This window comes from Kribbella sp. NPDC051620 (assembly GCF_044453825.1).
Taxonomy (GTDB): Bacteria; Actinomycetota; Actinomycetes; order Propionibacteriales; family Kribbellaceae; genus Kribbella.
Map to the genome: position 1 here is coordinate 1,199,900 of NZ_JBITDB010000003.1, position 19,921 is coordinate 1,219,820.

General features: G+C 69.0%; 20 protein-coding genes. 5 read left to right on the top strand and 15 right to left on the bottom strand.

What is annotated here, in order from left to right; translation table 11 throughout:
• Positions 1–411, bottom strand: coding sequence for a hypothetical protein (locus ACIA12_RS18595; protein WP_396368218.1), 411 nt, complete (start codon positions 409–411; stop codon positions 1–3).
• 83 nt (positions 412–494) lie between these two features.
• Here ACIA12_RS18595 and ACIA12_RS18600 point away from each other — a divergent pair, with 83 nt between their 5' ends.
• Both ACIA12_RS18600 and ACIA12_RS18605 read left to right on the top strand, forming a co-directional pair.
• Positions 495–2,084 carry an acyl-CoA carboxylase subunit beta gene (locus ACIA12_RS18600; protein ID WP_396368219.1) on the top strand — a complete coding sequence of 530 codons (1,590 nt, stop codon included), beginning with the start codon at positions 495–497 and terminating at the stop codon, positions 2,082–2,084.
• A 12-nt stretch (positions 2,085–2,096) separates the two neighbouring features.
• Positions 2,097–2,309, top strand: a complete 213-nt coding sequence (locus tag ACIA12_RS18605; RefSeq protein ID WP_396368220.1) for an acyl-CoA carboxylase subunit epsilon — start codon at positions 2,097–2,099, stop codon at positions 2,307–2,309.
• A 104-nt stretch (positions 2,310–2,413) separates the two neighbouring features.
• On the opposite strand, the gene ACIA12_RS18610 is transcribed toward ACIA12_RS18605, so the two are convergent.
• On the bottom strand, positions 2,414–3,655 hold the full coding sequence (locus ACIA12_RS18610; RefSeq protein WP_396368221.1) for a Maf family nucleotide pyrophosphatase: 1,242 nt from the start codon (positions 3,653–3,655) through the stop codon (positions 2,414–2,416).
• Positions 3,656–3,663: 8 nt separating this feature from the next.
• Positions 3,664–5,355 (bottom strand): DUF885 domain-containing protein, encoded by a 1,692-nt coding sequence (locus tag ACIA12_RS18615; protein WP_396368222.1) that lies wholly within the window; start codon positions 5,353–5,355, stop codon positions 3,664–3,666.
• 77 nt (positions 5,356–5,432) lie between these two features.
• Here ACIA12_RS18615 and ACIA12_RS18620 point away from each other — a divergent pair, with 77 nt between their 5' ends.
• Complete coding sequence (locus ACIA12_RS18620) at positions 5,433–6,749, top strand: neutral zinc metallopeptidase (RefSeq protein WP_396368223.1); 1,317 nt, start codon at positions 5,433–5,435, stop codon at positions 6,747–6,749.
• A gap of 88 nt (positions 6,750–6,837) precedes the next feature.
• Here ACIA12_RS18620 and ACIA12_RS18625 read toward each other — a convergent pair whose 3' ends face one another.
• The 3 genes from ACIA12_RS18625 to ACIA12_RS18635 are packed head-to-tail and all read right to left on the bottom strand — an operon-like array spanning position 6,838 to position 8,973.
• The gene (locus tag ACIA12_RS18625; RefSeq protein ID WP_396368224.1) at positions 6,838–7,188 is read right to left on the bottom strand and encodes a hypothetical protein; all 351 of its coding nucleotides are present in this window, start codon (positions 7,186–7,188) and stop codon (positions 6,838–6,840) included.
• Positions 7,189–7,216: 28 nt separating this feature from the next.
• Positions 7,217–7,540 (bottom strand): MmcQ/YjbR family DNA-binding protein, encoded by a 324-nt coding sequence (locus ACIA12_RS18630; RefSeq protein WP_396368225.1) that lies wholly within the window; start codon positions 7,538–7,540, stop codon positions 7,217–7,219.
• Positions 7,541–7,557: 17 nt separating this feature from the next.
• On the bottom strand, positions 7,558–8,973 hold the full coding sequence (locus ACIA12_RS18635) for a DHA2 family efflux MFS transporter permease subunit (RefSeq protein ID WP_396368226.1): 1,416 nt from the start codon (positions 8,971–8,973) through the stop codon (positions 7,558–7,560).
• A 94-nt stretch (positions 8,974–9,067) separates the two neighbouring features.
• Between ACIA12_RS18635 and ACIA12_RS18640 the strand changes: the two genes are divergently transcribed.
• Positions 9,068–9,619, top strand: a complete 552-nt coding sequence (locus tag ACIA12_RS18640; RefSeq protein ID WP_396368227.1) for a TetR/AcrR family transcriptional regulator — start codon at positions 9,068–9,070, stop codon at positions 9,617–9,619.
• Here ACIA12_RS18640 and ACIA12_RS18645 read toward each other — a convergent pair.
• The 9 genes from ACIA12_RS18645 to ACIA12_RS18685 form a co-directional block, all read right to left on the bottom strand.
• Positions 9,616–10,164, bottom strand: a complete 549-nt coding sequence (locus ACIA12_RS18645; RefSeq protein ID WP_396368228.1) for a hypothetical protein — start codon at positions 10,162–10,164, stop codon at positions 9,616–9,618. The genes ACIA12_RS18640 and ACIA12_RS18645 overlap by 4 nt on opposite strands.
• Complete coding sequence (locus ACIA12_RS18650) at positions 10,161–11,429, bottom strand: DUF58 domain-containing protein (protein ID WP_396368229.1); 1,269 nt, start codon at positions 11,427–11,429, stop codon at positions 10,161–10,163. The genes ACIA12_RS18645 and ACIA12_RS18650 overlap by 4 nt, the downstream gene beginning before the upstream one ends.
• A gap of 29 nt (positions 11,430–11,458) precedes the next feature.
• A complete protein-coding gene (locus ACIA12_RS18655) occupies positions 11,459–12,436 on the bottom strand; it encodes an AAA family ATPase (protein ID WP_396368230.1) in 978 nt (325 codons plus the stop codon).
• 8 nt (positions 12,437–12,444) lie between these two features.
• The gene (locus tag ACIA12_RS18660) at positions 12,445–12,978 is read right to left on the bottom strand and encodes a hypothetical protein (protein WP_396368231.1); all 534 of its coding nucleotides are present in this window, start codon (positions 12,976–12,978) and stop codon (positions 12,445–12,447) included.
• Positions 12,975–13,721, bottom strand: coding sequence for a DUF4129 domain-containing protein (locus ACIA12_RS18665; RefSeq protein WP_396368232.1), 747 nt, complete (start codon positions 13,719–13,721; stop codon positions 12,975–12,977). The genes ACIA12_RS18660 and ACIA12_RS18665 overlap by 4 nt, the downstream gene beginning before the upstream one ends.
• A 25-nt stretch (positions 13,722–13,746) precedes the next feature.
• The gene (locus tag ACIA12_RS18670; RefSeq protein ID WP_396368233.1) at positions 13,747–14,955 is read right to left on the bottom strand and encodes a GNAT family N-acetyltransferase; all 1,209 of its coding nucleotides are present in this window, start codon (positions 14,953–14,955) and stop codon (positions 13,747–13,749) included.
• A gap of 114 nt (positions 14,956–15,069) precedes the next feature.
• Complete coding sequence (locus ACIA12_RS18675) at positions 15,070–16,815, bottom strand: proprotein convertase P-domain-containing protein (protein WP_396368234.1); 1,746 nt, start codon at positions 16,813–16,815, stop codon at positions 15,070–15,072.
• 123 nt (positions 16,816–16,938) lie between these two features.
• Positions 16,939–17,838: an XRE family transcriptional regulator gene (locus ACIA12_RS18680; RefSeq protein WP_396368235.1), complete on the bottom strand. Its 900-nt coding sequence runs from the start codon at positions 17,836–17,838 to the stop codon at positions 16,939–16,941.
• Positions 17,839–17,893: 55 nt separating this feature from the next.
• Positions 17,894–18,835 carry an AraC family transcriptional regulator N-terminal domain-containing protein gene (locus tag ACIA12_RS18685; RefSeq protein ID WP_396368236.1) on the bottom strand — a complete coding sequence of 314 codons (942 nt, stop codon included), beginning with the start codon at positions 18,833–18,835 and terminating at the stop codon, positions 17,894–17,896.
• Between the two features lie 42 nt (positions 18,836–18,877).
• Between ACIA12_RS18685 and ACIA12_RS18690 the strand changes: the two genes are divergently transcribed.
• The gene (locus ACIA12_RS18690) at positions 18,878–19,867 is read left to right on the top strand and encodes an aldo/keto reductase (RefSeq protein ID WP_396368237.1); all 990 of its coding nucleotides are present in this window, start codon (positions 18,878–18,880) and stop codon (positions 19,865–19,867) included.
• Positions 19,868–19,921: the final 54 nt, after the last annotated feature.

Below are 19,921 nucleotides of genomic sequence, written 5' to 3' on the forward strand. Positions count from 1 at the left end.
TCAGCCTTGCTCGGCCGTGTTGACGATCTCGGCCAGCGTCTCGTTCATGTTCAGGGCGGCGAGCTTCTCGTCCAGGGTCGGAGCGGCGTCCGCGATCCGCGCGATCTCCCGCATCCCCTCCTCGGCCCGGGCCCGGCGCTCGGCCGGCGTACCGTCCGGGCTGGAGGCCGCAAGCATCACGTCCCAGGCCCTGCCGACCGTCGCGCTCTCCGGCGTCCGGGCGTCGGCGACCAGGTCGTCCATCGACTTCAGGTACCGGATCGCTTTGGCGCGCGATTCCTCGCCCTCGACCGTCGCGGCCAGCCCGCGCAGCCGGTCGACGGCCGCGGCCAGCTGCTCCGGGTCGGTGATCTCGGTGCCCCAGGCGGCGATGATCCGCCGGCGCTCGGCCTGGAAGTCGTCGTACTCCACAGTAGGATCCTCGCATCCGGTGTGGTCATCGTCATCTTGGTGAACCGTTCACAGCCGCGTTCAGCCCGTTAGAGTGCCCGATTATGGGAGAGACCGTGAACATCCACACCACCGCCGGGAAGATCGCGGATCTGGAGCACCGGCTCGACGAGGCCGTGCACGCCGGCTCCGAGCGCGCGGTGGAGAAACAGCACGCCCGCGGCAAGAAGACGGCCCGGGAGCGGATCGCGCTGCTGCTCGACGAGGGCTCGTTCTCCGAGCTGGACGAGTTCGCGCGGCACCGGTCGACCTCCTTCGGGATGGACGCCACCCGCCCGTACGGCGACGGCGTGGTGACCGGGTTCGGCACCATCGACGGCCGCCAGGTGTGCGTGTTCGCGCAGGACTTCACCGTCTTCGGCGGTTCGCTGGGTGAGGTGTTCGGCGAGAAGATCGTCAAGGTGATGGACCTGGCGATGAAGATCGGCTGCCCGCTGATCGGCATCAACGACTCCGGCGGCGCCCGGATCCAGGAAGGCGTCGTCAGCCTCGGCCTGTACGGCGAGATCTTCCGCCGCAACGTCCGCGCCTCCGGTGTCATCCCGCAGATCTCGCTCATCATGGGCCCCTGCGCGGGCGGCGCGGTCTACTCCCCCGCGGTCACCGACTTCACCGTGATGGTCGACGAGTCGTCGTACATGTTCATCACCGGTCCCGACGTGATCAAGACCGTCACCGGCGAGGACGTCACCCAGGAGGAGCTCGGCGGCGCCCGGACGCACAACACCAAGTCCGGCAACGCGCACTACCTCGGCAGCGACGAAGAGGACGCGATCGACTGGGTGAAGGCCCTGGTCGCGCATCTCCCGCAGAACAACCTCGAAGACCCGCCCGTCTTCGACTTCGACGCCGATCTCGCGGTCGGCGAGACGGACCTCGCGCTGGACACGCTGATCCCCGACTCGCCGAACCAGCCGTACGACATGCATGCCGTGATCGAGGCGGTCGTCGACGACGGCGAGTTCCTCGAGGTACAGGCGCTGTTCGCGCCGAACATCATCGTCGGCTTCGGCCGGGTCGAGGGCCGTCCGGTCGGCGTGGTCGCGAACCAGCCGATGCAGTTCGCCGGCACCCTCGACATCGACGCCTCCGAGAAGGCGGCCCGGTTCGTCCGTACCTGCGACGCGTTCAACGTGCCGATCCTGACGTTCGTCGACGTACCGGGCTTCCTGCCGGGCACCGACCAGGAGTGGAACGGCATCATCCGCCGCGGCGCCAAGCTGATCTACGCCTACGCCGAGGCCACCGTCCCGATGATCACCACGATCACCCGCAAGGCCTACGGTGGCGCGTACGACGTGATGGGCTCCAAGCACCTCGGCGCCGACATCAACCTGGCCTGGCCGACCGCGCAGATCGCCGTGATGGGCGCCCAGGGCGCGGTCAACATCCTGCACCGCCGCGAACTCACCGCGGCCGCGGAGGCGGGCGAGGACATCGAGGCCCGCCGGCAGCAGTTCATCACCGAGTACGAGGACCACCTCGCCAACCCGTACATCGCGGCCGAGCGCGGCTACATCGACGCGGTCATCAAGCCCAGCGAGACCCGCGCCGAGATCATCCGCGCCCTCCGCCTGCTCCGCACCAAGCGCGACACCCTCCCGCCCAAGAAGCACGGCAACATCCCCCTGTGATCGGAGCAACCCATGTCTGACCCCGTACTCCGTATCACCAAGGGCGACCCCACCCCCGAAGAACTGGCCGCCCTCCTGGCCGTCATCACCGCCCGCTCGGCAGCCGCTCCCGCAGACTCCTCCCGCACCACGGACCGAGCCAGCGACTGGGCCACCTACTGGCGCAACCACACCCGCCCCCTCCACCCAGGCCCCGGCCGCTGGCGAGCCAGCGCCCACCCGTAAGCGCCCAAGCCGCGCCGCCCGTGCGCTGCGCGCCGCCCGCCCGTGCGCTGCCCGCCCCCTGCGCTGTGCGCCGTGCGGCCCCGCCCGTGCGCTGGGCGTCAGCCTTAGCTAGCGGACCTGCGGAAGCGCACCAACGGGTAGAGCGGGACTGCGAGGTATCCCTTGGCTGGGCCAGGGAATGAAGTTGCGCCGTCTAGGTGGAGACCGTGCTGGGCCGCTCGGGCGACCAGGACGGACAGGGCGTCCTCGGAGCGGTGGTTGTCAGGGCCGCGGCCGGCGGCGTGCCGGGAGGACTCGGGCTTTTCGGTGGTGGTGATGAAGACGCCGTCGGGGCGGAGGACCCGGGCGACCTCGGCCAGGATCTGGTCGCTGTCGTCGACCAGGTGCAGGAGCCAGATCGCCAGGACCGCGTCACAACGGCGGTCCGCGATGGGGAGTTGTGCCGCGTCTGCGGCGGCGACGTGGCCGGGGAGCCGGACGCGGGCGTGGTGAAGCATCGCGGGCGACAGGTCCAGACCGTGGATCAGGTTGCCTTGGGCAACCAGTTCGGCGGCGACGACACCGGTGCCGACGGCCAGCTCGAGGACGCGGCCGCCCTTGGGCAGCAGCTCTTGGACGGCCTCGGCGGCGGCTTGCGCGCGTTGGGTGCCGCCGCGCGTTTCGTCGTACCGGGCTGCTTCGGCTTCGTCGTAGCGGTTCTTGCGGTTGGTCGCCGCCCACAGCGACGGCCAGTCGATGCCCACCTCGGCGAGCATCCGGCGAACCAGCGGCAGTGAGAGTCCGACGACGTTGTGGTAGTCGCCCTCGATGCCGGTGACGAACGGACCGCCGAGTCCGTCGACGGTGAACGAGCCCGCGACGACCAGCGGCTCGCCGGTTGCGACGTACGCGTCGATCTCGGCGTCGGTGAGGTCGGCGAACCGGACCGTCGTGGAGGCGAGTTCGCGGAGCTCTTGGCGGGTCCGGGTGTCGAACAGGCAGTGGCCGGTGTGCAGTACGCCGGTACGCCCGCTCATCATCCGCAGCCGCTCGCGGGCGACTTCCGGCGTACCCGGTTTGCCGTAGGCGACGCCGTCGATCTCCAGTACCGAGTCGCAGCCGAGCACGGTCGCGTGGTCGGTCAGGGTGGCGACGACCGCGCGCGCCTTCAGCACCGCGAGCGTGCGGGCCAGCTCACCCGGCGAATCGGCGGTGACGTTGTCCTCGTCGACGCCGGAAACGATCACCTCCGGCTCGACGCCCGCGCTGCGCAGGGTCTGCAGCCGCGCGGGCGACTGCGAGGCGAGCACGAAGCGCACCGGAGCGCTCACCGGGTCGATCGCGGCGTCGGTCACAGAGTCGTTCACAGGGCCGCTCACAGCTTCGCGAGGGCGCGGCGGAGCGGGTCCAGGCCGATCGAGCCCAGGTTGAGCGCGTCCCGGTGGAAGGTCTTGAGGTCGAACGCGGACCCCTTGCGCTGCTTGGCCTCGTCCCGCGCCTGAAGCCAGATCCGCTCGCCGACCTTGTACGACGGCGCCTGCCCCGGCCAGCCGAGGTACCGGTTCAGCTCGGCCCGCAGGAACTCGGTCTCCATCCGCGAGTGCGCGCGGAGGAACTCGAAGCCGAGCTCGGCGTTCCAGGTCTCGCCCGGCCGCCAGCCGAACGGGTTGTCGCGCGGGATCGCCAGCTCCAGGTGCATACCGATGTCGATGATCACCCGGGCCGCGCGGAAGCCCTGCGCGTCGAGCATGCCGAGCCGGGCGCCGGGCTCCTCGAGGTAGCCGAGCTCTTCCATCAGGCGTTCGGCGTACAGGGCCCAGCCCTCGCCGTGGCCGGAGACCCAGCAGCCGAGCCGGAGCCAGCGGTTGAGCTGGTCGGTGCGCAGCATCGTCTGGGCGACCTGGAGGTGATGGCCGGGCACGCCTTCGTGGTAAACGGTAGTAACCTCACGCCAGGTGGCGAAGTCCTCGACGCCGGCCGGCACGGCCCACCACATCCGGCCGGGGCGCGTGGTCAGGTCCTCGCTCGGCGGGGTGTAGTAGATCGACCCGTCGGAGGTCGGCGCGATCATGCACTCGATCTGCTTGATCGAGTCCGGGATCTCGAAGTGGGTGCCGGCCAGCTCCTCGACCGCGGCGTCGGCGAGCTGCTGCATCCAGTCCCGGAACGCCTCCTTGCCGTGGATCTTGCGGGCCGGGTCGTTGTCGAGCAGCTCGGCGACGGCCGCGATGCTGCGGTCGCCGCCGTTCAGCGAGGCCGCGATGGTCTGCATCTCGCCCTCGATCCGGGCCAGCTCCTGCCAGCCCCAGGCGTAGGTCTCCTCGAGATCGACGGCGGCGCCGAGGAAGCTGCGCGAGGCGAGCTGGTACACCTCCCGGCCGCACGCGTCCCGGTTCGGGGCCTGCGGCAACAAGTCGCTGACCAGCCACTGGCCGAACTGGTCGTAGGCCTTGCGGGCCGAGGCGGCGGCCGCTTCGACGGTGGCCTTGATCGCGGTGTCCGGCGCCTTCGCGGCGAGGCCGGCGAAGAAGTCGTCACCCTCGGCGCCGGTCCAGCTGGCGATCCGCTCGGCCAGCACGTTGACCTGGCGCGCGGCGGACACCCGCCCGGCGGCGGCCTGCTCGACCAGGGTCTCGCGGAAGCCGTCGAGCGTCGTACCGACCAGGTTCAGCCGGATCGCGATCGTCTCCCAGTCGTCCTGGGTCTCGGTCGGCATCAGGTCGAAGGCCGAGCGGATGTCGACCGGCTTGCAGGAGATCGCGTTCAGCTGGTGCTGCGGCACGCCGGCCTCGCCCTGCTCCAGTTCGAGCCCGATCCGCTCCAGCAGCGCGTCCCTGGCCGCCTCTTCCCGCGGCGACGAGACCTGTACTTCGGAAGCCTCGGCGACCGTCCGGCGGTGCAGGTCGATCAGCGCCTCGAACCCGGCCGGCGAGTAGTCCGGCAGCTCGTGGTCGTGACCGGGGATCCCCATGAAGGTCGCCTCGGTCGGGTCCAGCGCGGCGTACGCCTCGAGGAACCGCTCGGAGATCTGGTCGATCGGGCTGTTCGGTGGGGTGGTGTCCGTCACCAGGCCGACACTACCGCGCGGCTGAGCTCAGCTGCCGGTACTGTGTCGCTCGCTCGCCGGTCGAACAGTGAAGGGACATGGGGTTGACGCAGCCGCCTTACGGTCAGCAACCGGGTGGACCCTATCGGCCTAACCCTCAGCAGCCGGGGAACCAACCGCCGCCGAACCAGCCGCCGTACCAACAGCCCGGGTATCAGCAGGGCGGGTACCAGCAGCCTGGTTATCAGCAGGGCGGATATCAGCCGGCCCAGGGCCAACCGCCGTACCAGTACGGCGCGCCGTCGGTGGCGCCGCAGCAGGGGCAGGGGCTCGGGTGGGGGCCACAGTTCGCGCCGCCGCCCGGTCCGCCCGGCTACCCGCCTGGTCCTGGCTTCCAGCCGGGCTGGCAGCCGCAGTTGCCGCCGCGGAAGAAGTCCAAGGCCCCGCTGTTCGCCGTCCTCGGTGTCGTCCTGGTCGGCGTCGTCGGGCTGTGGATCCTCGGCGTGATCAAGAAGAACGCCGACAACCACTACACCCAGCCGGTCTACACCCAGCCGACCATCCGGTCGACCGAGGCGCCGGTCCCGACCACCGCGCGGACCGGCCGGCCGACGGCCACCAGGCCGACCCAGCCGAGGACGACCCAGCCGACCCAGACGGCGACCTCCAAGCCGGCGCCGCAACTGTCGAACCAGGACATCGTGGCCAAGAACCGGCTCTACAACACCGGTCAGATGCGGTCGGTGAACTGCCGGGAACCGAACATCAAGCCGAACACGGCGTCCAACGCGGCGAAGTACTGGGCCGGGATCAAGCCGTGCCTGGACAAGTCGTGGGCGCGCCAACTGGCGCTGGCGGGGTACAAGTTCAAGGCGCCGACGATGCTCTACTGGGCCGGTACCAGCGTCAGCAGCCCGTGCGGCAACGGCCCGGTCGCGGTGCCGTTCTTCTGCAGCTCGAACCACATGATGTACATGAAGGTCGACAACTTCGTGAAGAGCTACAACGAGTACCCCTACGCGGACGCCAAGGCCTACGCGCGGATGTGGTACTCCCGGTCGATCGCGCACGAGTACGGCCACGCGATGCAGTCGCTGACCGGCATCCTCGAGGCGTCGTACGACATCCAGTACGAGCTGACGAACTACGACGACCGGATGCGGCAGACCCGGCGGATGGAGCTGCAGGCGAACTGCTTCGCCGGCGTCTTCCTGGCCGCCAACAAGCGCAGCTACCCGATCAACGGCCTGATGCTGCAGGTCTGGAACAAGTGGGTCGTCACCTCAGGTGACAAGCCCGAGCAGGGCGACCACGGCAGCCCCTCCAGCCAGGCGCACTTCATGGGCCGCTCCTTCGTCACCGCCAACCCGGCCAGCTGCAACACCTTCGCCGCCTCGAAGAAGTACGTCAGCTAGTCATCAGTCGCCGAATCAAGCGGGTACGTCGTACAGTGCCCCGGTGTGTTGCTGCTGCGGCACCGGAATACGCAGCAGCAACACACCCTCACGCCGTCTTGGCGTCGAGCAACTGCAACAACTCGTGCGCGGCCAGCTCGATCTCCTTGTGCCGCCACTCCGACGCCCGGTACACACAGGCGATCAGCCCGGTCCGGTGCAGCCGCCGCAGATCCCCGTAGCCGAACGCGAACCGCCCCTTGGTCTCGTCACTCGCCCCGACGGTCAGCCCCAGATGCCACTGCCCGTACTCCTCCCAGGAGTGCGACTCCAGGTACTTGTTCTGAGCCTCAGCCCCCGGCTGCACCGCACCCCAGTCGCTGTCCAGCACGTACTGACGCCCCTCGATCAACCGCTTCGCATACTCCACAGCCCGCTTATTGACCTCGTACTTCGCCATACCGGTCCAGTGCCCAGAATCGTCGCCTTCATCTCAGGTCCTCTGGCGCGGCTTGGCGCCAGGAGTCGACGAGGATGTCGTGGAGCTCCTCGGCGTCCTCCAGGGCCGCCAGGCGGGCGCGGACCCAGCTGGAGTGGGCCTCGTGGGGTGGGACCCAGAACTTGCCGGGCTCGGCGGCGATGAGTTCGGAGCGTTCGAGGCGGGGGCAGCGGACGGCGAAGGAGGTCTGGTCGTCGGGGATGGTGAGGAACATCCGGCCGGCGACGTCGAAAGTCGGGTGGCCCCATCGCTCCTTCTCCACGACCTGTGGGAGCGACAGGGCCAGCCGGCGTACGTCGTCTGCGTCAAGCACGACGACAGGTTAGTAGCTCAGCGACGGCGACCAGGGAGGAGCAGGGCCAGTACTGCGCCGGCGGCCACGATCGCGGCTCCGACCCACACGGCCGGTACCAGACCATCGACGTACTCCGCCGGGCTGGCGTACGACCCAGCCGAGGCGAACACCGAGGCCAGTACTGCGACGCCCATCGCAACCCCGACCTCGCGGATCGTGTTGTTCGTGCCGGACGCGACGCCCCGGTCGGCGTCCCCGAAGCTGGCCATCACCACGCTGGCCGACGGAGCGAAGGTGAGCCCCATCCCGATGCCGGCGAGCACGAACGGAGCGACGTACGACCCGTAAGTGACCTCAGTAGTCGTCACCAGCGCGATCCACGCCAGCGCGGACGCCAGGAACACCTGTCCCGTCGCGATCAGCACCCGCGGCCCGACCCTGTCGACGACCAGCCCGGCGAGCGGCGCCACCACCATCGGCGCCATCGTCCACGGCAGTGTCCGCAGACCCGACTGCAGCGGCGTGTACCCCTGGACGACCTGGAAGAACTGCGCCAGCAGGAAGACCGACCCGAAGACCCCCACCGAGAAGGTGAACGCGGTCGCGTTGGTGACGCTGAACGCCCGCACCCGGAACAACCTCAGCGGCAGCATCGGCGCCGGCGCCCGGTGCTCCCACACCACGAACAGCACCAGCAAGGCGGCGCCACCGATCAGCGCGGTCAGGATCCGGCCCGAGGACCAGCCGTCGTCCGCTCCGTGCACCACACCCCACACGATGGCGAGCACCGAACTCGCGGACAGCACCAGGCCGAGCAGGTCCAGCTTCTTGGCGGCGCCCCGCGACTCGGTCAGCACCCGAGCCGCCAGCGGCAGCGCGATCAGGCCGATCGGAACGTTCAGCCAGAAGATCCACTGCCAGTTGATCCCGTCGACGACCGCTCCCCCGACCACTGGGCCGACCGCCACACCGAGGCCGGAGATACCGCCCCAGATACCGATCGCCGCACTGCGCTGACGAGCCGGTACGGCGGCCGCCAGCAACGTCAGCGACAACGGCATGACCGCGGCCGCGCCGACGCCTTGAATCGCGCGGGCGCCGATCAGCATCCACGGCTCGGTGGCCATCGCGCAGGCCGCCGAAGCGAGAGTGAACAGCGTGATGCCGGCCAGGAAGATCCGCCGCCGGCCGAGCCGGTCACCGATCGCCGAGGCGGTCAGCAGCAGCGCGGCGAAGGACAGCGTGTACGCGTTGATGAACCACTGCAGGTCGGTCAGCGAGGCGCCGATCTCGGCCTTGATCACCGGCAGCGCGTTCGTCACCACCAGGTTGTCCAGCGTCACCATGAACATCGGGATGCCGACCACGGCGAGCACGAGGGCCAGCGAGCGCCGCACGGCGGGCTCACCGGCCGCCGGCGTGGCAGCGGATTCGAGGGCGGTCGCGGTCATGTCCAACTCCTTGTTGTTATCGACTGATAACTAGCGTCGGGATCAAAGTATGCATTGACTGATAACATGTCAAGCGACGACGAGAGGACGGATCATGACGAAGACCAGGCTGACCGCCGCCGAGCGCAGCGAAGAGGTGCTCCAGGCGGCCGTGGTGGCGTTCGGCGCCAACGGTTACGCCGGCACGAAGACCGACGAGATCGCGCGACTGGCCGGCGTGTCCCAGCCGTACGTGATCCGGCTGTTCGGCACCAAGCAGCAGCTCTTCCTGGCCGCCACCAACCGGGTCTGCGACCAGGTCGAGGCAGCGTTCCGGCGGGCGGCCGAACGAGAGGCAACCCTGGCCAGCCTGGGTGAGGCCTACAACGAGCTGATCCCCGAGCGGGAGCTGCTCGTCGTCCTGCTGCACGGCTTCGCGGCCAGCTCCGACCCGGCCATCGGCGAGACCGTCCGGGAGCGCTTCGGCCGGATCCACCAGACGGTCGGCCAGCTCACCGGGGCCACGCCCGATGAGGTCACCAGGTTCATGGCCACCGGCATGCTGCTCACCGTGATGGCAGCCATGCAGGTGACCGGCAAGAACCCTGTCTCCTGCGAATGGGCCACCGAACTACTCGACAGCCTCGGCAACCCAGACGAGGGCTAGCGGTCCCCCACAGACTGCCCGGCGGCGAACCAGATGGCTGCGGTCGCGGCGACCAGCGCAGCGACCGTGACGAACAACGAGCCCTGTACTTCGGCCCCGCGAACCACCCCAGCGGCGATCGCCACGACCGGCCCGAGCAGCATCGCCACCGTTGCTGGCAGCAACCACTTGCGCAGTGCGTCGCGACTCACCACGGCGTACGACGGGACCTGCCCGGCGAACGCGGACGCCAGATGCACCACCAGCAAGGCGATCCCGGTCAGCACCAACGGCACCGTGAGATCGCTGGGCGCCCGCATCAACCAGCCGAGGCAGACGACGATCAAGAACAGCAGCGGCGCCAGCGAATCCGGCAGCAACACGCAAGCGACCAACAGGAACGCCCCCGCGACCGGGATCGCATCCATCTGATCCCACGGCGCCAGCCCCGGCACGATCAGCGCGACCAGCCCGGCCACCGCGATCGCCGACCGCGCGGCCCAGGTCGCCGCATTCGTCGCCTGCAACTGCATCAGCCACTGGCTGATCCTCTCCGCCCCGCTCATGACCGCATCCTCGGCGCAGAGGCCACCCGCGCGGCATCCCGCAGTACTTCGTCCAGCGTCCCCGCCCCACGCCAGCCAACCGTCGGTACGCCGAGATCGCCCAGCCGGTCGAGCTCCGCCCGACGCTCGAGCAGCCGGATCCGCCAAGCCAGCGGCCAGGCCTTCGAATCGTGCTCCTCCGGGTCGATCACGTCATTGACATCCGGCGGCAGCGTATCGACCGCGATCACCGTGCAGCCCGAGTGGACGAGCGTGACGATGTAGCCGAGCATCTCCTTGCGCAGCAGCGGGCTCAGCACGATCACCAGGCTGTCGGAGCGGATCCGGTGCCGCCGCGCGAGCTGGTTCTCGTCCTGCTGCCGGCCCCGGCGATCGGCGTGCACCAGTACGTCGAGGATCCGGCGCAGGTGGGACCTGCCGCTGCCGGCTCGGACGCCGCCGACCGTAGTACCGGTGTCGATCAGGCGGACCCGGTCGCCGTGCCGGAGGTAGTGCTCGGCGATGGAGGCGGCTGCCCGGACTGCTGTGTCCAGGCTGCTCGATCGGCCGTCGATGCCTTCGCTGATGCCGACCTCTGCGCCCGTGTCGAGCAGGATGACGACCTCGGTGTCGCGGTCGGACCAGGTCGACGTGACGTGCAGTTCACGCGTCCGGGCCGACACCTTCCAGTTGATCCGGCGCAAGCGGTCGCCTGTACGAAACGGCCTGACCCCTGCGAGCTCAGTCCCCTCACCGGGTCGCCTGGACCGGTGCAACCCGACCAGCCCGGCAGGACGCGGTACTGCGTCCACTGCCTCGAATCCGTCGCGCAGCGGCAAGGTACTGACCGCTTGGGCGCCCGGAGAGGCCACTTGGACCCGGTAGGCACCCAGCACGGACGTGGCGATCACATTGGGGCGCTCTAGCTGCCGCAAGCCCCAGCGCTCGGACCGAAGCCCGACCTCGAGGGTCACCGAGCCATCTGTCGCAGGCTCGGCCAAAGCAGCCTGCGGCGGGTCGTACCGGAACCATGGCGTCCGGACCAGGGCCATGACCACCAGGTCGACGTCAGGGTCCAGCCCCTCGGCCACCTTCAACCGGTACGTCGTCGCCTGGCCCTCGAACAGCACGTCGGCATCAAGCTCGGTCTCGAACACCGGCTCCTCATGCGGACGGAAGTACCGGCCCCACGCGGCCACGAAGGCCAGCGGCAGCCCGAGGACCGCCATGTCCGGTCTGCGAGCCAGCACAGCGACCAGTAGCAGGACGGCCGCGACAGCGACCACCCTGACCTGCGCGTGTGTCGGCAGCCAATTCACTGCCGGGCGCCCGCGACGGTAGGCGGCGCAGGGACCGAACCCAGCACAGTACGGACGACAGTGGCTCCAGTCACCTCATGCAGCCACAACTCCGGTCGCACGGTGATCCGGTGAGCCAGCGCAGGAATGGCCACCGCCTTCACATCCTCCGGTACTACGTAGTCCCGCCCCTGGATGACGGCGTACGACCGAGCAGCGAGCAGCAGGGCCAGTGATCCACGGGGAGAGGCGCCGACGAGTACCTGGGAGTCGCGACGGGTCGCAGCGGCCAGCTCTACGCAGTACCGGCCGACGGTGTCGTCGACTGTGACGGTCTCGATTGCCTGTTGCGCGGCGAGCAGGCCGATGGCGTCGGTGACGGGCTCGACCTTCTGGTCCTCCGAGCGGCGGCTCATCCGGCGCTGCAGGACCTCCCACTCCTCGTTGGCAGTCGGGTAGCCGAAGGCGATCCGGAGCATGAAGCGGTCGAGCTGGGCCTCGGGGAGCGGGTAGGTGCCCTCGTACTCGACCGGGTTGGCCGTGGCGAGCACGTGGAACGGTACGGGCAGCGGGAAGGTCTCGCCCTCCACAGTGACCTGGTGCTCCTGCATGGACTCCAGCAGCGCCGCCTGGGTCTTCGGTGGCGTCCGGTTGATCTCGTCGGCCAGCAGCAGGCCGGTGAAGATCGGGCCGGGCCGGAACACGAACTGCGAGTCCCGCTGGTCGTACACGAAGGCGCCGGTGACGTCGGAGGGCAGCAGGTCCGGGGTGAACTGGACCCGGCGGAACTCCAGCCCGAGCGCCTGCGCGAACGAGCGGGCCGCCAGCGTCTTGGCCAGGCCCGGGTAGTCCTCCAGCAGGACGTGCCCACCGGCCAGGATCCCGGCCAGCACCAGTTCGAGCGCGTCCGCCTTGCCGACCACCGCCTCGCCGACCCGGTCCAGCACCTTCCGGCTCAATGCCGACACCTCAGCGAGGCTCAGCTCATCAGTCACGGGTTCCCTCACAACTTCTCGATGGTCTGGACTGCCAACTCGATCTCCGCGCGCGTCGCGGTCCGTGGCTCGGTACCGCTGATCAGGTCCCACAGGGGCTCGCCGGCCACCTCGCGGGCCCGCTCCGGCTCCAGCTCCGGATCGATGCCGTGCCGGTGCACCAGCCGGTCGACGGTGAGCTCCAGCAGCAGCGGCCGGATCCGGCGGGTGAACGTCATCGATCCCTCCCCGGCCCTGCGCTCCCGGTCCGACTCCTGGATCCAGGTCGCGAGGAACTGAGTCCGGTTGTCGCTGTGCCGACCACGGCGGGCCGTCAGCTTCTCGTCGTACCGGGCCGGCCAGGAGCTCTCCAGGATCTGCGGTGCGATCAACCGCAGCGCCAGGGAGGCGAAGCCGATCGCCAGCCCCATCGCGACGAACCACAGCGGGCGCGGCTGGGTCCCGGCGAGCGCGAAGCCCGCAACCAGGATCAGGCTGCCGGCCACGGCGATCAGCAGATGCTGCACCAGCAGCTTGTCGAACGGCCCCAACCGCTGCCTCATGACGCAGGCACCTCGTCGTCTTGCGGTGGGGCTGGTGTCCGGCGAGCGATCGCGGCAGCCAGTTCGTCGCGCAGCCGGACCAGCGCGGCCCGCGCCTCCGTCCGCGCCTCCTCGGTCGACCCGTGCGTCGAGTACCGCGCCTCCCGATAGAGGCCGGCCAGCCGGAGCAATTCGGGCTCAGATACGCCCCCAACACCCAGTACTCGCACAGTGAACTCAGCAGGCGTCTCGGACGCCAAGCGACCCACCCCTGCTGACTCGGCCGCCCGCTCGAGCGCCACCCAGCACGCGATCACCCCGTCGCTCGCAGTACCGGAGTCAACCGCTGCCAGGCCCGACTCGACCGCTTCCGCGAGCCGGTCGACCTTCAGCCGCTCCCATGCCTCGCCGGAGCGCTCAGGCGTCGGGAGTTCGACCTTGGTCATCATCCGGTACAGGGCGCGGATCAGGAGCAGTCCGAGGATCGTCACCGCGATGTAGAACAGGGCCTGCCAGAGGAACTGGATCCAGGCCGGCTGCCTGACCGGCTTGATCTCAGGCCGCGGCGGCGGCGACTGCTGCGCCTGCGGGTCCCCTCCGCGAGGCGTGATGGTCGGGAGCTCCCGCGGTGCCGCCGATGCGGTGCTCTCGCTGTACGGCCGGACGCTGCCGCCCGCGGAGGCCAGCACGACCAGCGCGATCGCGGCGACGCCCAGCATCAGGACGACGGCAACCGCCAACGCGCTACGACGGCTCGGCTGCATCCCGGAAGACTAACTCGCTGCTGGATCAGAACCCGGTGTCGAGCCAGGGCACACGGGCGGAGACGAATGCCCTCGACGTCGCCCGCAGTGCCCCTTCGGTCTTCTCCTCGACCAGCCCGGCCGCTCCGAGCAGGGCGAGCGACGGCCGTCCGAGGTAGACGGTCGCCAGCTCACGTACGCCGAGCACGAGGTCCGGCGTACGGTCCGTCTTCTCGCAGGTGGCGCCGGTCTGGTTGCCGGTCAGGTGCCACGAGCCGGCGTTCCACGGGAGGAAGTCGTCCTCGATGCCCAGGACAACGTCTACGTCCTCCGCATAGGTCCGGGCAGCCAGCGCCTTGCCGACGTCGGTCAAGCGGGCCCAGATCCCGTCCAGCGTCGTCGCGTGTGCCGCTCGCGGGTCGACGAGCAGGTAGAGCAGTGGGTCGTCGGACGGCAACTGCTCGTACGTGGTCTCGCTCAGCAGGTCCGGCTCGAGCAGGAACTGCCAGAGCGCGGCATGCGCGGCCAAGTCGCTCGAGTGCACCCGAGCGACGTCGACGAACCCCTTGTCGGTACGCCGGGTGCGGTAGTGCGAGTAGCCGACCAGCTCGCCGTCGCGCTCGGCCAGTACGCAGCGCAGCGGCGAGGCGCCCCGGAGGTCGGTCACCACGTTGTCGTGCGTCACGTAGTACTGGAAGTTCTCGTTGTGCTGGAACATGCCGGGCCTGGTCAGCGCCTCGGCGTTGTGGAAGGCGGTGGTCCGCGCCAGCGACTCCTGCGGATCGGCGAACCGCACCTGCACGTCCTCGACCCCGGCGACCTTGCGCAGCTCGCGGGAGGACTTCTTGATCGTTACCTGTTGATGATCCGACGCGAGGCCGTAGCCGAACCGCCCGTAGATGACCGGCTCACTCGCCGTCAGCACCGCGAGCGGCACACCCTCTTCGTACAGGCCGGTCAACTGCTGCCGCATCAGGTCCCGCAGGATCCCCCGCCGCCGATGCGTCGGCACCACGCCGACCATCGTCACGCCACCCGCGGCCACCCGCCCACCAGGCACCGTCAGGTCGAACGAGAACGCCCCGGTATGCCCGACCAGCTCGTCCCCGTCCGTGGCGACGATGCTGCGAGACGGCTCCCAGACTTTCTGCTCTGTCTCCAGCTGAGCCTCGCTCCAAGGTGCCGAGAAGGCCACCTCGACCATCGCCCGCAACTTGTCCCACTCGCCGCCGTAGTGGCCGATACCGATCTTCATACCTCTTGCCTACCAGACAACCAAGCCAATCCGCCGGGAGTTTCTCGCCCACCGAGTACCTGGCCGGGCGCCGACCGGCTGTCCCCAGGCCGGCCGGCGCGTCTACGGGTGATCTCAGAGGGTGATGGACCAGTTGGTGAGGGTTCCGGTGTCGCCGGGGCCGTTGTCGCCGATCCGGAGGTTCCAGGTGCCGGCGGCGTTCTCGGTACCGACCGGCGTCACGCTGTAGGTCTTGCTGGCCGGCAGCGGGTGGCAGGTCGCGCCACCGGTCCGCTGCAGGTAGTACCAACGGCCGCTCGGGGAGACCAGGCTGATGTTCAGGTCCTCCAAGCAGGTGTGGTTGCCTTCCACGGTGACCTTGAACGGGCTCGCTGCCCGGCCGGTCGCGGTCGAGCGGATCGGGCTGACCACGGTGGTGAAGTCGCGGATCGGGTAGTCGGTGCCGTTGGCGAACGTCCGGTCACCGCTCGGGCCGCCAGGCTGGGTCCGGGCCGTCACGGCGGCGCTCATCGGAGACTTGTTGCCTGCGGCATCCTTTGCCTGGATGGTGAAGGAGTAGCTGGTGTCCGCGGACAGTCCGGGAACCGTCGCCGTCGTACCGGTGACTGTGGTCGCCAGCGTGTTGCCGTTGTACACGTCGTACCCGGTGACGCCGACGTTGTCGGTCGACGCGTCCCAGGCCAGCGACACGCTGTCGGCCGTCGTACCGGTCGAACGCGGATTGCCTGGCGCGGTCGGCGCCTGGCTGTCGCCGCCCGGGTCCGGGGCGCCGGTCAACAGGGTGAGGTTCCACTTGGCCAGCGCCTCGTTGACCGGCTGGAAGATCGAGTTGCCGGAGTCGCCCTGGACACAACTGCTGTTGCCACCCGAGTGCAGCCCGACCGCCTTGTCGCCGCGCAGCCAGGCGCCACCGGAGTCACCGCCCTCGGAGCAGGCGTTGGTCGTGCTCAGCCCGTCGATCACGACGTTGCCGTAGTCGATCGACTGGTTGACCGCCGTGACGGTTCCACACTCCCAGTTGGGCGCGGTGTTGCCGGAGTGGCAGACCGCGTCGCCGACGATCGCGTCTGCTGAGCCGCTGACCGTGACGGCCGGCGATCCCCAGGTGTTCACGTTCGGCGAGATGGTCCAGCCGCTCTCGGTCACGTCCACCACCCCCATGTCGCCTTCGCGGGCATTGATGCTGTGGGTGCCGCCGACGTTCGACGTACCGAGCTTGTTGCTCTGTCCGCTGGCCCCGTACGCCGCCTGGTTCGCGTCGTTCGTACAGTGCCCGGCCGTCACGAAGTGTTTGTTGCCCTGGGCATCCGTCGCCGGGAAGCCAACCGAACAGTTGCTCTCGCTGCCCGGCCACCACGGATCACCCGGGTTCACCTCACCGGACTGCTGCTCGACCTGCGTGTTGACCCGGACGACCTGCACGCCGTCACCGAGCCCGCGCAGCGCCCCGTACGCACCACGAGCCCGTACTACGACCTTGTTGCTGACCGGGTCGATTCCCCAACTCTGCAGGCCTTTCCCGCGATCCGCCCGGGTGATCTTGTCGACCTTGGCGAGCAACGCCTCCAGCTCCGCCTGGCTCCGAGCGACCAGTTGCGGGGTCGCGCCGGCCTGCCGGACCTTGGCGGCTTCAGCCTCGTTGGTGACGGCAACCATCAACTTGCCGTCGGCGATCCACCGGCCGGCCTGCGCGGGGGACGGCGGCAGCTTGTCGGACACCTGATGCAGCACAGCCTGCTGCTGTACAACCTGCTGTGAGGCGACCTGCTGACTCGCGCCGGCCGGACCGCCGACCGCGATCAGAGCGGCGATCACCCCGGCCCCACCGAGCACCGCGACGGTTTTTCTGCGCCTTGTCATGAATCGTTCTCCTTGAATTCGCCGGGAGGGATTGCGCCGACCCTAAGGACGAATTCAAGGCACCGATATCGGTCATGCTGTTTTCACAGTTAAGGCCACAGCCTTAACACTTCACTTTACTTATTATGCCCAGCGCCAGCGGAATCCGTACCGCCCGGGCCCGAAATTCAGCGCCACCCCATGGACGGACTCCAGCGGCTCAACCGGGACAACCACCTCGTCCGCCTCGTCCAGCTGGGAGTAGCGGACACAGTCGACCGGCAACCGCTCCGGGTCGAAACAGACCTCCAGCACGAACTCGCGGACTGGCAGCCGGAATTTCCGCTCGTAGTTCGTGGCCGGCGGATAAGGCGCTGAATTCACCAGCTCGTGTTCGGTGATCACCGTCTCGCCTTTCCGCAACGGCCGGTCGAAGAGCAATTCGGCGACCAGCAATCCGTCCGCGGGACGCAGTACCGTCCGGCCCAGCCGGCAATGCCGCAGCGGCCGGATCTCCGGCAACGCGCGATCGTGCTCGTCGAGGTGCATGATCACCACCCAGCGGTCGGGTCCGTCCGCCTCGGCACGCAGTACCTGGCGAGAGTGGTACGACCGCTCCCCACCGTCAGCGCCGACGAACACCCGATCGTGCTGGCTGATCCGGGTCAGCCGCTCGTCCCACCTGATGTCGACCTCACTGACCGCGTCCTCGACCGCATCCGGCCGGGCCCAGAAGGCGGCCACTTCAGGCGGTACCGGCACCGTACTGAGCCAACGCCCCCGCCGCCTCGGTGGACCCAACGAGTCCACCAACGTCCCGGCCGGTACCTCCAGCACGGTCTCCAGCAACTGAACGGCCGCCAGCGAATCCCGCCGCTCCGGCCGCGACCGCCCCGACTGCCAATAGCTCAGCGTCGCCAGACTGACCGAAACCCCCTGCCCCCGCAGCCGATCCCGGATCCGCTCCAGCCCGAGCCCACGCGCACGGATGGCCGCTCGCAGTATCACCGCGAACTCATCGGTCTGCACCACCGGCTCCGGCACAGTCCGCACCTTAGTTAGCAGCCCAAGGCAACGGAAGACATCAGGCCCTTAACAGTTAACTCCGGAGTTGGGCCGCATCCACGCTCGGAGCGGTGCCGAACTGGCGGCGATACTCGCGACTGAACTGCGACGGACTGTCGTAGCCGACGGTGTAGCTGATCTTGGTGACGTCGTTGGGCTGCGTCGCCAGCAGCAACCGCGCCTCCTGCAACCGGATCTGCTTCTGGAACTGGATCGGGCTCATCGCCGTCACCGCATGGAAGTTGCGATGGAAGGCCGAGACGCTCAACCCACTCGTCCGGGCCAGATCCTGCACCTTGAACGACTCCCGATAGTGATCGCGAATCCACCGCACTGCCCGCGCCACCTGCGTGAGGCTGCTGTCCGCCAACCCGAGCTGCCGCACCAGCGCGCCCTGTTCGCTGGTGATCAGCCGCCAGAGGATCTCCCGTTTCACCAACGGCATCAGTACTTCGCGATCGCGCGGCTGATCCAGCAACCGCAGCAGCCGTACGACGGCGTCCAGCAAGTCCTCCGGCGCCTCGGACACCGCCAGCCCCGGCAGGGCCGCCTTCGTACAGTGTGGCAGCTCCGCCGACAACAGCAGCGACGCGATCTCGGCCGGATCCAGTTGCATCCCGAAGCTCAACGCCGGCTCGTCCGGGCTGGCCACCGTGAACCGCCCGGTGATCGGCATGTCAACCGAACAGATCAGGAACTGGCCGGCCCGGTAGTCGTACACCCGGTCCCCCAGCGCCAGCGACTTCCGCCCCTGCGCCATCACCGCGAGCACCGTCCCGGTCATCGACGCCGTCGGTGGGGTCGGGTGGTCCGAATGCGAGATCATCACCCCGTCGAGGTCGCTGCCCCAGTCCGGCCGCGCATGCCGGGCCATCAACGCGCGCAACTCCGCCAGCCCGGCCATGACTCCGATTGAAGCACTCGGCACCACTCCGAGTCTCACCAGGAGCAGGATCAGGCAAGGATGCGCCACCATCGTTCTAACGGTCGGCAGCGGCCCGGTGGTCGGATGGAAGTCATGAAGACACTTCAACTGGGAACCGATGGACCGATCGTCAGCGCGCAGGGATTCGGCGCGATGGGGATCAGCGTCGGCTACGGCGACACGGATCTGACCGAGGCCCGGGCGACGCTCGAGCACGCCTTCGAGCTCGGCATCACGTTCTTCGACACCGCCGACGCCTATGGGTTCGGCGAGAACGAGCGCTTCCTCGCGCCCTTCTTCGCAGCGCACCGCGACGAGCTGGTGATCGCGACCAAGTTCGGCCTGAACCGCACGGCTGACGGTGAGCTGACCATCCGCAACGACCCCGCCTACCTCCGCGCTGCCGCGGACGCCAGCCTGCAGCGGCTCGGCGTCGACCAGATCGACCTGTACTACATGCATCGCCGCGATCCCGGCGTACCGCTCGAGGAGATGGTCGGCGCGATGGCCGAACTCGTTGCCGCAGGCAAGGTCAAGCACCTCGGCCTGAGCGAGGTCACCGGCGACGAGCTCACCACCGCGCACGCGATCCACCCGATCGCGGCCGTCCAGTCCGAGTGGTCGCTGTTCAGCCGCGACATCGAGCGCCAGGTCGTGCCCACCGCGGCGCGCCTCGGGATCGCGATGGTGCCGTACTCACCTCTCGGCCGCGGCCTGCTGACCGGTGTCAACCACGTCGACCCGAATGCCACCAACGACGTCCGCAACACGATGTCCCGCTTCCAGGGCGCCAACGGAGCGGCCAACCAGGCCCTGCTCGAGCCGCTCCGGAAGATCGCCGAGGCCCGTCAGGCAACGGTCGCCCAGGTCGCCCTCGCGTGGGTGCACCAGCGCACGGCGGTCTGGGACACCAGCGTCGTACCGATCCCCGGCACGCGCAGCCGCACCCGGGTCGAGGAGAACGTCGAAGCGGTGGACCTCACCCTCGACGACGCCGAACTCGCGACGCTCGAGCCGATCGCTGCCGAGGTCGCCGGCGCCCGCTGGGACGACCCGAACTTCATCTCGGCCGGCCGCGAGTGAACCTGCTGATTCAACCCAGGTCTTAAGCTTCCACCACTCGTTGAAGCCCTTCAC